The following is a 14086-nucleotide window of genomic DNA, read 5'->3' as shown; positions in this document are numbered from 1 at the left end:
GTAGCGCGTCTCGAAGGGTCGACGGCCACCAACGGGGCCGTGCATCCTTCGAGGCTCGCAAGTGCTCGCGCCTCAGGATGACGGTGTGACCAATCGCCCCGACACTCGGAGAACGTAGGGCGAAAACCTACTCCATCACCGCGGCATGATCCGATGGCGCCGACTGCGCGCGCAGCGTGGCCTTGGTCGAGCCGATCATCAGCGCGAGCGGGATCGAGACCAGGATGAACAGCATCACCAGCTGGTAGTCGTGCGAGAACGCGATGATCTGCGACTGCGCCGCCACCATCTTGTCGGCCATCGCGCGGCCGGCATCGGTGTTGAGGTTGATCATGCCCGATACGTCGGGCATCTGCAGCGCGTGGTTGAACGGATTGATCTGCTCCGACAGCTTTGCGTAGATCCGCCGTCCGCCTTCCGTCAGCTGCGCGATCACGATCGAGATGCCGATCGAGCTTGCGACGTTGCGCAACAGCGTCAGCATCGAGGTGCCGTCGGTGCGCAGATGGTTGGGCAGCGACATGAACGCCACCGTCGACAGCGGCACGAACACGAGGCCGAAGCCGAAGCCCTGGATCACGCTGACGACGATGATCTCGTTGGCCTGCGTCATGTCGGTCCAGCCGGTCATCTGGAACAGCGAGGCCGCGGTCAGCGCCAGGCCGGAGATGATCAGCGTGCGCGCCTCGATGTAGCGCATCATGCGGCCGACCAGCATCATCGCGACGAAGGTGCCGGCGCCGCGGGTCGCCAACAACAGGCCCGCGGTTATGATCGGGTAGCCGACCACGTTCTGCAGATAGGGCGAGGACAGCGCCATGGTCGAATACAGCACGAGGCCCATGACAGTCATGAACACGCAGCCGCCGAGGAAGTTCTTGTCCTTGAACAGCGCGAACTGGATGAAGGGCCGGCTGGTCGTCAGCGAATGGGCGAAGAAATAGTAGAAGCCGATCGCGGAGACGACGAATTCGATCATGATCTCGTTGGATTCCAGCCAGCCGAGCTGCTCGCCGCGGTCGAGCGCGAGCTGCAGCGAACCGATCGCGACCGCGAGCGCGCCGAACCCGAACCAGTCGAAGCGCAGATTGAGGTCTTGCTTGGTCTCGTCCATGAAGACGGCAAGGCCGAGCACGGTGATGGCGCCGAATGGCAGGTTGACGAAGAACACCCAGTGCCAGGAATAGGTCTCGGTCAGCCAGGCGCCGAGCGAGGGCCCCATGATCGGGCCCATCATCACGCCCATGCCCCAGATCGACATCGCTTTCGCGCGCTCATGCAGCGCGTAAGAGTCGAGCATCACGGCCTGCGACAGCGGCACCAGCGCCGCGCCGAACACGCCCTGCAGCAGGCGGAACAGCACCATCTGGTTGATGTCCTGCGCCAGGCCGCAGAACACCGAGGCGACGGTGAAGCCGGCCGAGCAGATGATGAAGATGCGCTTGCGGCCATAGCGGTTGGCGATCCAGCCCACCGGCGCGGTCATGATCGCGGCCGCGACGATGTAGGAGGTCAGCACCCAGTTGATCTGGTCCTGCGAGGCCGACAGCGAGCCCTGCATATAGGGCAGCGCGACGTTGGCGATCGTGGTGTCGAGCGCCTGCATGATCGTCGCGGTCATCGCGCAGATCGTCACCATGTTCCGGCGCATGCCGGGTACGGCGGATGGTGACGGTGCATTCATTCAGGTCGGTCCTGTTCGAGCGTTGGAAACCCGCTCCCCCGCAAGCGGGAGAGGGGGCGCACTGTCTCTGCGGTCGATGATCGACCGCTTCTTCTCTCTACTCGTGGTCCGGGTGCGCCGAGGCCGGCGCCAGCCCGAGCAGGCCGGCCAGCGTGCGGCGGTGGTTGGTGTCGATCGTCGCGTAGACGCTCATGCCGGCTTTCAGCTTCTTCACGAACGGATCGTTCTCGTCGAGATAGATCCGCACCGGCACGCGCTGCACCACCTTGACGAAGTTGCCGGTCGCGTTCTGCGGCGGCAGGATCGCGAACTGTGCGCCGGTGCCGGGCGACAGCGAGCCGACCTTGCCCTTGAACCGATGGTTGGGGAACGCGTCGACGTCGAGCTCAACCGGCTGGCCGACCGCGACATAGGTGAAGTCGCTTTCCTTCGGATTGGCGTCGACCCAGGGATGGTCGACGTCGATGATCGAGAACACCGGCGAGCCGGCGGCGACGAAGCGGCCGAGCTGGATCTGGTCGACCTGGGTCGCGACGCCGTCCATCGGCGCGCGCAGCACGGTGTGGTCGAGATTGCGCTGGGCGTCGTCGAGCTTGGCCTTGGCCTGGGCGTAGGGCGGGAACTGTTCGATCGGCAGGTCGATATCGCCGAGCAGCTGCGTCTTGTCCTTGGAGATCTGCTGCCTGATGTATTGCGCCAGGCTCTCGGCCGTCACTTGCGCATTCGCCGCGTTGTCGAGGTCGAGCTGCGAGCCGAAATTCTGCTTGGCCAGCGTCGACTTGCGTTCGACGTCGCGCTTCTTCAATTCGATGCTCTGCTGGGCGAATTCCAGCATCCTGCCGTTGATCTTGATGTTGTCGACCAGGTTGTCATAGGTGGTCCTGGTCTGGTCGAGCGCAGCCTTGGCCTGCGCCACCGCGAGGCGGAACGGCACGGGGTCGATCTCGAACAGTTCGTCGCCCTTCCTGACGTGCTGGCCTTCCTTCACGACGATCTTGTCGATCTTGCCGGAGATTTCCGGCGTGATCAGCACCTTCTGCGCGCCGACATAGGCGTCGTCGGTGCCGACATAGCGGCCGCCATTGAGATAGAACACGATGCCGCCGATCGCAGCGAGCGTCGGCAGCACGACCAGCAGCAGCGTGCGGCGATAGCGCCGCAGACCGGCCATCAGGCGACGGCGCGGCGCGCGGCTGGCCTTGCCCGACGGCGCAGGCTCGCCCGGATTGCTCTTCTGCTCGGGGGCCAGTTTGAGGACGGGTTCAGCCATAGCGCTGTTCCTTTCGGGAGGGCTCGCCGGCTGGGGTCTGGACGGCATTGCGAACGTTTTCCTTGATCGATTCCAATTGGGTGAGCAGGCGATACGCGTCAGCGGGGCTGATGCCCTCGAGCGCGGTCGCGGTGAGTTCGGAGCGGAGGCCGGCGAGCTTGCCGAGCAGCGGGCGCGCGGCCTTCTTCAGATAGAGGCGGTTGACGCGGCGATCGTTCTCGTCGCTGCGGCGCTCGATCCAGCCATTGTCGCAGAGCTTGTCGATCAGCCGCGTCAGCGTGATCGGCTGCACCTCGAGCAGCTCGGCGAGCTCGGTCTGTTTCAACCCTTCCTGGCGTTCCACCTTGGACAGCACGGCCCATTGCGCGCGGGTGATGCCGTAGCGTGCGGCCTCCTTGTCGGCATAGACCCGGATCAACCGGAACACTTCGCCCAGCGTAAACAAGAAGTCGGTGTCCACCGAACCGCGCATCGATCCTGCCTCCATAAGCTTGGGATATAATAAGCTTGCTTATGATTTCTGCATGCCGGGTTAATGCGAGGCTGCCCCGCATTGCGGGCATGGCTGCAACGCGGCGACGGACCGGGGTTTGGAGCCGGGCTTTGGGAACGGCCGCGCAAATGCTACATATCGAGGCAATGAGCCTGGCAAAGCCGACATTTCCTGCCCCCGACCACGATCACGGCCGCTGCGCCGCGGACGCGATGGCGCATGCCGAGCAGGTTTGTGCGCGCCGCGGCCAGAAATTCACCCCGATCCGCCGTCAGGTGCTGCAGGCGCTGCTGTCGAGCCATCGCCCGCTCGGCGCCTATGAGGTGATCGACGAGCTGGCCAAGACGATGCCGCGGCCGGCACCGATTACCGTCTACCGCGCGCTCGACTTCCTGATGGAGAACGGCCTCGTCCACCGCATCGAGAGCCGCAACGCCTTCCTCGCCTGCGCGCATGACCATGACGAGACCTCGATGGTGGCGTTTTTGATCTGCGACCATTGCGGCTCGGTCGGCGAGATCCCGGCCGCCCCCGTCGCGCAAAGCCTGACCGCGGCGGCGCGGGCCTCGGGGTTCATCCCGAAACTCTCCGTCGTCGAGATCGCCGGCACCTGCGCGCATTGCCAGAAGACGTAGATGGCGCGATGGTTTCAGCTAACTCGCACTGCTTTCGAGCTACCTCGCCCCGCTTGCGGGGAGAGGTCGAAATTCGCGGTAGCGAATTTCGGGTGAGGGGGACTCTCCGCACGCTCGCCTCTATCGAATTTGCGGCGACGGCCCCTCACCCCAACCCTCTCCCCGCAAGAGCGGGGCGAGGGAGCCCAACCGGCAATTAACAACACGGCACCAAGCCGGCCCGCGAGGAAACATGTCGACCCAAGCGATCTCCGCCAGCGTCACAAGGCCCGTCAGCGTCGGACACGGGCTGCCGCCCGGCGCCATCGCCGTGATGCTGATGCTGTGCGTGAGCTGGGGCTTCAACCAGCTCGCGGTCAAGCTTGCGCTGCCCGACGTGCCGCCGATGCTGCAGGCGATGATCCGCTCCGCCGGCGCGCTGCCGGTGATGCTGATCGTCGGCCACCTGCGCGGCGTCAAATTCTTCGAGCGCGACGGCACCCTCGTCCCCGGCATCATCGCCGGGCTGATGTTCGGCTGCGAGTTCGTGCTGATCTTCACCGGCCTCGTCTTCACCTCGGCCTCGCGCGCCTCGGTGTTCCTCTACACCGCGCCGTTCTTCGTTGCGCTCGGCTCGCACCAGTTCCTCGGCGAGCGTCTCTCGACCGTGCAGTGGAGCGGGCTTGCGCTGAGCTTTGCCGGCGTCGCGCTCGCGATCGGCGTGCCGCAGCCGAACGTCGATGCCAAGGTGCTGCTCGGCGACCTCATGGTGGTCGGCGGCGGCGCGCTGTGGGCGGCGACCACGCTGGTCGCCAAGGGCACAGGCTTGCGCAAGGCGGCGCCGGAAAAGGCGCTCGGCTACCAGGTCGCGATCTCGATTCCGATCCTTGGCCTCGCCGCCTGGATCGCGGGCGAGCGCATCGAGCATGTGCCGAGCGCGCTGTCGATCTCGCTGCTCGCCTATCAGGCGGTCTGGGTGGTGGGCTGCACGTTCGTCATCTGGTTTGCGATGGTGAAAACCTACTCCGCGAGCAAGCTGTCGGCCTTCACCTTCGTCACGCCGCTGTTCGGCGTCGTCGCGGCCTATTTCATCATGCACGACACGTTGACGGCGGTGTTCGGCGTCGCCGCGCTGCTGGTGATCGCCGGGCTCTATCTCGTCAACAAGCCCGACCCGAAGGTGACGCCGGATCCCAACGTGCCGGCGTGAGGTTATCCTGGGTGCCGTGCGCTCAACTCTCTCCCCGTCATGCTGAGGAGCGCGGAACGCGCGTCTCGAAGCACGACGGCCCAGCCGGCACCCGGGCCGTTCATCCTTTGAGGCTCGCAAGAGCTCGCGCCTCAGGATGACGAGCAAAGAGGAGCGGAATGCCGCAGACAACCGGAGCGCAATCCCGTTACATCATCCGCTCATGCATCTCGAAATCGACGTAGACCGGCGGAAGATGCAGCCCGCGGCCGGCAAGCATTTTTGTGCTCCCGGCTCCGAGATCGGTGACCTCGAGTGAGATGCCGAGCCCGTCCCGGTAGAGGATCGGCTGATAGCCCTTGATGATTCTCTGGCCGAACGCGGGATAGGGCGGCGCGCCATCGGAGAACGCGTGGCGGAATGCCTGGTAGAGCGTCGACGATCGCAGGGTCTCCATCGCGGCGCGCCCATCCCCTTCGGCAAGGCAGATGCGGATTCGGAAATAGGTGTTGTAGCTTTGACGCAGCTTCTCGATCGCAATGAATCCGGCTGCGCCCGCTCCGTCGAGCGCGTAATAGGCCGTCGTCCGATCCTGTTCCGGCGTCGCCGTCTCGGCCGCCTGCAACTGCTCTTTCTCCTTGCGCAGCAGGCCGGCAATGTCGGTCTGTCCCGCGTCCTTGCGCAGTTCAACTGCGCAATTGCGCACGATGCTGGTGCTTGCGCGATGGTTCAGGTCGATCTCCGCGCCGCCGTCCGGTAGGGCGTGCCAGCCGGCGGCCTCAAGTCGCGCCCCTGATCCGGAAAACAGCGCGTTGAATGGCGGTGAGGTGATGCCGTGTCCGTAACGCGCGCAGAGATCGACGACCATCCCGCACGCGGCGGTGACGCCGGGGTCGGTCTTGTCGGCGCCGGCCGACGCCCCGCCATCCGCCGGGATCGCGAATACGGCCATGACGGCTTTGGAAAAACCGGAGACCTTGCGTTCCGCCTCTTGCCTGGCGAGCACGGCCGGATTTGCTTCCGATGAATCGACGCCGGACCTCGCCCGTGCCGTCGAAGCGGTCTGCAGGCTTCGGCGGCCGAGTGCGGCGAGGAAGCAGAAGGCAGAGAAAGCAAAGGCGCAGATCGCCGGGATCGCGGCGATCAATCCATACGGCACGTGCACGCCAAACCATGCCTCGATGCGATCCTGGACAGCGGAAAAGAAGTAGAAGATGACAAACGGCGCAACGGCGAAGAACACCGCAAGGCCGGTGGTCAGGCCACTGTCGTGGAAGCGCCGGGCCGTCACGGCAAACAGCGGCAGCGCTATTGCGACGGCGGCGTAGACCGTCTTGTCGAGCTGATGGGCTGCGAGCAGGAGCAGCAGACAAAAGCCGAAGAACCACCAGAACTCGGCACGCGAAGCCCGTCCGGTGAAATCAGCGAACTTCCTGAAACAGGTGGCGATCGACGCGGTGGGATGCACGACCATCTCCGGCAGACGGCGGCACTCTAGCGGCGAAGATTTACGTTTCCCTATTGCTGAGCGGACAATTGTGGCCTTCAGGCGCAATTGCGGACGGTATCGATTTACGTCAACATCGCCTCCACGAAGGCTCCCATGCGAGGGATGCCGTTGGAGGCGCGCTGATGCCAATCGATGCCATCGATGCAATTGAAGCCGGTATTCGCTCCGCGTTCACCGCATACTCCAAGGAGGATGATCCGGACTGGCGGAGCGCGTGCTGGATCAAGCCGGATGAGTGCTCCCATCTGGCACGGAGCATTTTGAAGGAGTTGGCGGCCCGCGGCCTTGAGATCGTCAAGAAGCCGGCTTGATCGCCTCAAGACTCCGACGATTCATGTCGCGAGAATGCGGATGTATGACTCACGAGCGGCGCAACAAATTCAGTGTCGTCCCGGCGCAGGCCGGGACCCATTACCCCAAATCTCAATTGTTGCGCGCCGCTGGGGCCACAATCCCGTTCATCACCAAACGCGGTGGTTATGGGTCCTGGCCTTCGCCAGGACGACGGAGGAGACATCGCGCTTCCCCACTAACCCCTCTCGATTGGCAGGGACTCATCCTTCGCCCATTCGCCCATCGAGCCGTCATAGAGCGTGAGATTGTCGTAGCCGAGCCGATGCAGCTGGAACAGGTCGATGGTCGCGGAGATGCCGCCGCCGCAATAGGCGACGACGCGCTTGTCCCTGGTGATGCCTTGCGCTGCGAAGATTGCTTCGGCCTCCTCAAGCGGCACGAACGTCTTGGCCTTGGGATCGATCAAGGTCGCCGCCGGCACGCTGACGCTGCCGGGGATGCGGCCGGGTCGGCCGTAACGGCTCGGCTCCAGCCCCTTGTAGAATTGCGGGCCGAGCGCGTTGACGATGACGGTGTCGCCCTCCGTGGTCGCGGCGAGCACGTCATGCTTGTCGACGAACATGCCGTCCTTCGGCCGCGCCGGAAACGTCGCCGGCGGATAGCCGCCGGCAAGTCCGGTCTCGATGTCGCGTCCTTCGGCAGTCCATTTGTCGATGCCGCCGTCGAGCACGGCGGCACCCTCGAAGCCGAGCGAGCGCAGCATCCACCAGAACCGCGTCGCCCACATTGCGGTGCCGATCGAATAGAGCACGACGCGGCTGCCCGCCGAGATGCCGTGGCGGCCGAACGCGGCTTCGAGCTGCGCTGTCGGCGGCATCATGAAGCGCAGATGGGTATGGGCATCCGAGAATTCGGCCTGCAAATCGAGGAAATTGGCGCCCGGGATGTGGCCGGCCTCGAAGGTCTGGCGGCCCGAGACGACCATATAGGGAGCGTTGCTGCCGGCGGGGGCCGGCTCCAGATAGGTCGTGCAGTCGAACAGGCGAAGATCCGGCCGGGTCAGGATCTCGGCAAGTTCCGCCGTGGTGATCAGCTCGCTGTTGCCGGCCATTTTGCGTCCTCCCGGTGTGTGTTTAACGGGATGCTAAGATGCGCCAGATCACATGAAAAGCTGTCACTTTGCCCTTTGATTCACCCCAATCCGGTCCAATATAGCTGGGCATGCAGGACGCCGCTGCATGGCTTGCGTTTGGCCTCAATCGGCGCCATAAGCTATTGAATTCGCTCCGAAACATGATCGTTTGGCCCGCCGCGCGCGAGGCCCATCGCCCCCTTGGTGAATGTCACCAAAACCTGATATTCGAGACGCCATGAACAAGCCCGAGATTTTGCCGCAAGACGACGTCGCCGGCCCCGCGCCGCGGCACCAAACCACGCAGGTCATGGTCGGCAACGTCGCCGTCGGCGGCGGCGCGCCGATCGTCGTGCAGTCGATGACCAACACCGACACCGCCGATGTCGACGGCACCATCGCCCAGGTTGCCGCGCTGTCCCGCGCCGGCTCCGAGATGGTCCGCATCACCGTCGACCGCGAGGAAGCCGCCGCTGCCGTGCCGCACATCCGTGACGGCCTGCGCAAGCGCGGCATCACCACGCCCCTGATCGGCGACTTCCACTATATTGGGCACAAGCTGCTCGCCGAATATCCGGCCTGCGCGGAGGCGCTCGACAAGTACCGCATCAATCCCGGCAATGTCGGCTTCAAGAACAAGCGCGATACGCAGTTCGCCGACATCATCGAGATCGCCAACAAGAACAACAAGCCGGTGCGCATCGGCGCCAATTGGGGCTCGCTCGACCAGGAGCTGCTCACCAAGCTGATGGACGAGAACACGGCGTCTGCGAATCCGCGCGATGCCCGCGCGGTGACCCGCGAGGCGATGGTGCAGTCGGCGCTGCTGTCGGCCGCGCGTGCGCAAGAGCTCGGCATGCCGAAGAACAAGATCATCCTGTCGGCCAAAGTGTCGGCCGTGCAGGACCTGATCGCGGTCTATCAGGAAGTCGTGCGCCGCTCGGATTATGCGATCCATCTCGGCCTCACCGAGGCCGGCATGGGCTCGAAGGGCATCGTGGCCTCCTCGGCCGCGCTCGGCATCCTGCTGCAGCAGGGCATCGGCGACACCATCCGCATCTCGCTGACGCCGGAGCCCGGCGGCGATCGCACGCTGGAAGTGCAGGTCGCGCAGGAATTGCTGCAGACCATGGGCTTCCGTACCTTCGTGCCGCTGGTTGCGGCCTGCCCGGGCTGCGGCCGCACCACCTCGACCACGTTCCAGGAGCTGGCGCGCTCGATCCAGGATTTCATCCGCGACGAGATGCCGGCCTGGAAGACCAAGTATCCGGGCGTCGAGCAGCTCAACGTCGCGGTGATGGGCTGCATCGTCAACGGCCCGGGCGAATCCAAGCATGCCAATATCGGCATCTCGCTGCCCGGTACCGGCGAAGCGCCGGCCGCGCCTGTCTTCGTCGACGGCAAGAAGTTCCGCACCCTGCGCGGTCCGGGCATCGCCGCCGACTTCAAGGCATTGGTGATCGACTATATCGACCAGCGCTACGGCAACGGCGCCAAGCTGCCGGAGCATGCCGGCGCCGCGGAGTAGTTTCACTCCGCGCGTGACCCACACTCAACCGTCGTCCCGGCGAAGGCCGGGACCCATAACCACAGGACGTGGTTGTGGCGCGAGATGCGGGTTACCAGCCTCCGCAAAACCCGATCCTGTGGTTATGGGTCCCGGATCTGCGCTCCGCTTCGCTGCGCTTGTCCGGGACGACAGATATGTTTGAGGCGCAGATTGCGCTTCCGTCGATGCGCGCTACGATGCTCCCAATCAAGAATGATTGGGAGAACGCCCATGAGCTCGCTGTCCGGCAAGCAGGGTCCACGCTACCGCCACCTCGCCGACCAATCCGAGCCCTATGAGACCATCGGCGTCGAGAAGCTGACGCCGATCATCGGCGCGGAGATCTCCGGCGTCGATATCGGCAAGCTGGTCGGCGACGATGCGCGCTCCAACCGCCAGATGGACGAGATCCATCGCGCGCTCGCCGAAAACCTCGTCATCTTCTTCCGCGACCAGCACATCAGTCCCGACCAGCATCTCGCCTTCGGCCGCAAGTTCGGTGAGCTGCATGTGCATCCGGCCGCGCCCAACGAGGGCGATCCGGCGCTGATGAAGATTTATGCCGACAAGGATTCGCCACGCGCGAATGGCGAGGGCTGGCACACCGACGTGTCCTGCGATCTCGAGCCGCCGATGGGTTCGATCCTCTACATCAAGCAGTGCCCGCCGCGCGGCGGCGACACCCTGTTCGCCAACATGTACGCCGCCTATGAGGCGCTGTCGGACCGCATGAAGGCCTATCTCGACGGGCTGACCGCGCTGCATGACGGCGAGCAGACCTATCGTGGCCTGTATGCGAACTACGGCGTCGCCGACAAGCGGGAATATCCTCGCGCCGAGCATCCGGTGGTCCGCACCCACCCGGTGACCGGCAAGAAATCGCTCTACGTCAATCGCGGCTTCACCCGCTTTATCGTCGGCATTCCGCGCGACGAGAGCGACGCCATGCTGGCCTATCTCTACCAGCACGCCGAGAACCCGCTGTTCCAGTGCCGCTTCCGCTGGACCGAGAACGCGATCGCGTTCTGGGACAACCGCTGCGCCCAGCACCGCGCGATGTGGGATTACTGGCCGCACACCCGCTCCGGCACCCGCGTGACCGTGAAGGGAGAGCGGCCGGTGTGAGGAATTGCGTGCTGCGTTGGTTCCACCCATCCTACGGACTACGAACTGAAAAAATGCCATCGGGAGACCGCCCATGCTTCGCGCCGAGGACAACAAATTCCTCACCGAATCCGGTGAGAGGACCGGCATGGGCGAATTGCTGCGGCGGTTCTGGATTCCGGTGCTGCTGTCCGAGGAACTGCCGGAGCCGGACAGCGACCCGAAGAAGATCGTTGTCATGGGCGAGGAGCTGCTCGCCTTCCGCGACACCAGAGGCGTGGTCGGCGTCATCGACCAGTACTGCCCGCATCGCGGCGCCAATCTTTGGCTCGGCCGCAACGAGGAATGCGGCATCCGCTGCGTCTATCACGGCTGGAAGTTCGATACCGACGGCCGCTGCGTCGATATGCCGACCTCGTATCCCGACCTCAACGCAAAGGACCTGATCCGGATCAAGTCCTATCCGGTGCGCGAATGGGGCGACATGATCTGGGCCTATATGGGCCCGGCCGATCAGATGCCAGAACTGCCGGCGCTGGAGATGGCGCTGCTGCCGGCCTCGCACCGCTTCGTCACCAAGAAGTGGCAGGACTGCAACTGGGTGCAGGCGGTGGAAGGCTCGATCGACACCGCGCATTTCACCTTCGCGCATCTCTCCTTCGAGAAGGAGGAGAACGAGATCCTCGACATCAAGAAGCATTTCGTGAACCCGCTGACCCGGGTCGCGACCGATCACATGCGCTGGATCGCCGAGGACCCGCGCCCGGTGATCAAGATCAATCCGCATGAGGCCGGCCTCACGGTGGCGGGCGGACGGCTCACCGGCAGCGACAACATCTACTGGCGCATCGCCCAGTTCCTGATGCCGTTCCACAGCTACGCGCCGAGCTCGATGCCGGGCGAGAACATGTTCGGCCAGACCTTCGTGCCGGTCACCGACACCAATTGCTGGATCTACACCTATGCGTGGAATCCCCACCGGCCGCTGACCGATGCCGAGCGCGAAGGCTACGCCAACGGCAACGGCGTGATGGCTGTCGTCGACGAGAACTACGTGCCGCTGCGCAACAAGGCCAACGACTATCTGATCGACCGCAAGCTGCAGCGGACCAAAAGCTACACCGGCATCAAGGGCGTCTCCGAGCAGGACGCCGCGGTGCAGGACAGCCAGGGCCCGATCGCCGACCGTACCCGCGAGCATCTCGGCCCGACCGATCTCGGCATCATGCATTTCCGCAAGCTGGTCATGGAGGCGGCCCGCGCGCTGCAAAAGGGCGAGGCGCCGCCGCATGCTCAGCATCAGGACCGTTACACCGTGCGCTCCGGCGCCTGCGTCACCAGCAAGACCAAGGACCTCACCGCCGTCATGATCGAGCGGTTCGGCGATCCCGCCGGCTTCGTCGGCGGTCCCGGCCAGAACGCCGCGGCGGAGTAATCTCTGCTGTCGTCCCTGCGAAAGCAGGGACCCATAACCACCGTTGGATATTGTTGAGATGCGCTGTGGCCCGAACCTTCGCCAAGCCAGCGACGGTGGTTATGGGTCCCGGCCTGCGCCGGGACGACGTGGGGAGGGATACCGCGCGCTACACGCGCTACAACGGAATCCTGCGATACTCGCGGTTGGCGAGGCTCGCTTCCTCGAGGTCGAGGTCGCGCTCGATCCGGCGCCTTGTCTCGTCGGTGATCTTGCCGTCGCGCAGCAGCATGTGGATGAACTTGCGCTCGGAGGCGATCAGCTCCCGCGTCAGCTCGGTGCCGGTGGCGGAAACGTCGTGCGTGTCGGGATTGAGCGAGTCGGGCAGCTGGTTGATCCGGATCTCGTGCCGTGAGCGCAAAAGCTTGATCACCTCGTCGGAAAGCTCGCGGTCGTCGGTGATGGCATCGAGCGACTTCAGCGCGGCGTTCAGCGCCTCGCGCCGCGCCGCGATCTCCTGCTCGTGCTCGGCGATGTGCTCGCTGCGCCCGTCCCTGGCGAGGCCGAGCCAGCGCACCACCGGTGGCAGAGTGAGGCCGAGCCCGACCAGCGTCACGAAGATCACGCCGAAGGCGACGAACAGGATCAGGTCGCGATACGGGAAGGCGTCTCCGCTCGGCAATGTCAGCGGCAGCGCCAGCGCCGCGGCGAGCGAGACCGCGCCGCGCACGCCGGTGAAGGCGACCACGAACACCGCCCGCCACGACGGCAGCGGATCGCGCTCGCTCACGCGTCGGCTGATCCAGCGCGGCAGATAGGTGCCGGGAAACACCCAGACGAAGCGCGCCACGATCACGATGACGGCGACAAGCACGGTCGCGGTGAGGATGTCGTGCAGCGGGAACGACTTCGACTTCTCGTACAGCGAACGCATCTGGAAGCCGGTCAAGAGGAACAGCAGGCCCTCGATCAGATAGATGATCAAGTCCCAGAAGAAGATGCCCTGCAGGCGCGTCGCGGCCGAGATCAACAGCGGTCCGTTCCAGCTCATGTAGAGGCCGCAGGCGACGGTCGCGATCACGCCGCTGCCGCCGAAATGCTCGGGGATCCAGTAGGCGAGGTAGGGCGTGATCAGCGACAGCGTGATCTCGACCTGCGGATCCCTGGCGCGGCGGCGGGCGCGCAGGCTGAGCCAGCCGACCGCGGTGCCGAACGCGATCTCGCCGGCGACGATGACGAGGAAGGTGCCGGTCGCCTTCGGCAGCGAGAACAGCCCGGTGGTGATCGCGGCGAGCGCGAAGCGGTAGAGGATCAGCGCGGTCGCGTCATTGGCGAGCCCTTCGCCCTCGAGCACCACCAGGATGCGGCGGGGCATGCCGAGCCTGCGGGCGATCGCCAGCGGGGCGACCACGTCCGGCGGCGCGACGATAGCGCCGAGCAGGAAGCCGATGCTCCAGGGCAGGCCGATCAGATAATGGGTCGCGGTCGCGACCATGAAGGCGGTGAAGATCACGCAGCCGACCGACAGCAGGATGATCGGCCGCAGGTTGGCCTTGAACTCGCGCCAGCTCATCGCGACGCTCGCCGAATAGATCAGCGGCGGCAGCACCACCAGCAGCACCAGCTCGGGCGGCAGTTCCAGCGACGGCATGCCCGGCACGAAGGCGAGCACGATGCCGACCAGCAGCAGCAGGATCGCGGGCGCGATATCGGTCCGCCGCGCCACCAGGGCGGTTCCCGCCAGCACGCCGAGCAAAGTGAGAAAAATCTGAAATTTGGCTTCCATAACGGGCTCAATTCGCCCGGAAACCGGTGCCAGTCAATGCGGTCCGG

At 64.9% G+C, this 14086-nt stretch carries 12 protein-coding genes; 6 read left to right on the top strand and 6 right to left on the bottom strand.

Annotated elements, in window-relative coordinates; genetic code table 11:
* Window positions 1-127: 127 nt before the first annotated feature.
* From J2R76_RS26260 to J2R76_RS26250, 3 genes are all read right to left on the bottom strand, one after another.
* The gene (locus tag J2R76_RS26260) at window positions 128-1684 is read right to left on the bottom strand and encodes an MDR family MFS transporter (protein WP_141340582.1); all 1557 of its coding nucleotides are present in this window, start codon (window positions 1682-1684) and stop codon (window positions 128-130) included.
* 97 nt (window positions 1685-1781) lie between these two features.
* Complete coding sequence (locus tag J2R76_RS26255; RefSeq protein WP_076824671.1) at window positions 1782-2954, bottom strand: HlyD family secretion protein; 1173 nt, start codon at window positions 2952-2954, stop codon at window positions 1782-1784.
* Window positions 2947-3426 carry a MarR family winged helix-turn-helix transcriptional regulator gene (locus tag J2R76_RS26250; protein ID WP_085970781.1) on the bottom strand — a complete coding sequence of 160 codons (480 nt, stop codon included), beginning with the start codon at window positions 3424-3426 and terminating at the stop codon, window positions 2947-2949. Before J2R76_RS26250 ends, J2R76_RS26255 begins: the two co-directional genes overlap by 8 nt.
* 167 nt (window positions 3427-3593) lie before the next feature.
* On the opposite strand from J2R76_RS26250, the gene J2R76_RS26245 reads away from it, so the two are divergent.
* A complete protein-coding gene (locus J2R76_RS26245) occupies window positions 3594-4082 on the top strand; it encodes a Fur family transcriptional regulator (RefSeq protein ID WP_026191999.1) in 489 nt (162 codons plus the stop codon).
* A 232-nt stretch (window positions 4083-4314) separates the two neighbouring features.
* Window positions 4315-5271 (top strand): DMT family transporter, encoded by a 957-nt coding sequence (locus J2R76_RS26240; RefSeq protein ID WP_028343556.1) that lies wholly within the window; start codon window positions 4315-4317, stop codon window positions 5269-5271.
* Window positions 5272-5458: 187 nt separating this feature from the next.
* On the opposite strand, the gene J2R76_RS26235 is transcribed toward J2R76_RS26240, so the two are convergent.
* Window positions 5459-6718, bottom strand: a complete 1260-nt coding sequence (locus J2R76_RS26235) for a DUF805 domain-containing protein (RefSeq protein ID WP_158074159.1) — start codon at window positions 6716-6718, stop codon at window positions 5459-5461.
* Window positions 6719-6882: 164 nt separating this feature from the next.
* Here J2R76_RS26235 and J2R76_RS26230 point away from each other — a divergent pair, with 164 nt between their 5' ends.
* Window positions 6883-7071, top strand: a complete 189-nt coding sequence (locus J2R76_RS26230; RefSeq protein ID WP_076824677.1) for a hypothetical protein — start codon at window positions 6883-6885, stop codon at window positions 7069-7071.
* 218 nt (window positions 7072-7289) lie between these two features.
* Here J2R76_RS26230 and J2R76_RS26225 read toward each other — a convergent pair whose 3' ends face one another.
* Window positions 7290-8165 carry a sulfurtransferase gene (locus J2R76_RS26225; RefSeq protein WP_057016781.1) on the bottom strand — a complete coding sequence of 292 codons (876 nt, stop codon included), beginning with the start codon at window positions 8163-8165 and terminating at the stop codon, window positions 7290-7292.
* Window positions 8166-8424: 259 nt separating this feature from the next.
* Between J2R76_RS26225 and ispG the strand changes: the two genes are divergently transcribed.
* From ispG to J2R76_RS26210, 3 genes are all read left to right on the top strand, one after another.
* The gene (gene ispG, locus J2R76_RS26220) at window positions 8425-9714 is read left to right on the top strand and encodes a flavodoxin-dependent (E)-4-hydroxy-3-methylbut-2-enyl-diphosphate synthase (protein ID WP_076824679.1); all 1290 of its coding nucleotides are present in this window, start codon (window positions 8425-8427) and stop codon (window positions 9712-9714) included.
* 252 nt (window positions 9715-9966) lie between these two features.
* Window positions 9967-10860: a TauD/TfdA family dioxygenase gene (locus tag J2R76_RS26215; RefSeq protein ID WP_028343560.1), complete on the top strand. Its 894-nt coding sequence runs from the start codon at window positions 9967-9969 to the stop codon at window positions 10858-10860.
* A 73-nt stretch (window positions 10861-10933) separates the two neighbouring features.
* Window positions 10934-12274: a Rieske 2Fe-2S domain-containing protein gene (locus J2R76_RS26210; protein WP_057015585.1), complete on the top strand. Its 1341-nt coding sequence runs from the start codon at window positions 10934-10936 to the stop codon at window positions 12272-12274.
* Between the two features lie 157 nt (window positions 12275-12431).
* Here J2R76_RS26210 and J2R76_RS26205 read toward each other — a convergent pair whose 3' ends face one another.
* Window positions 12432-14039, bottom strand: coding sequence for a Na+/H+ antiporter (locus J2R76_RS26205; RefSeq protein WP_076824681.1), 1608 nt, complete (start codon window positions 14037-14039; stop codon window positions 12432-12434).
* Window positions 14040-14086: the final 47 nt, after the last annotated feature.

The sequence above is a fragment of the Bradyrhizobium sp. USDA 4532 genome (assembly GCF_024171315.1).
Classification (GTDB): domain Bacteria; phylum Pseudomonadota; class Alphaproteobacteria; order Rhizobiales; family Xanthobacteraceae; genus Bradyrhizobium; species Bradyrhizobium australafricanum.
This window is presented reverse-complemented; position numbering and strand designations above follow the sequence as displayed.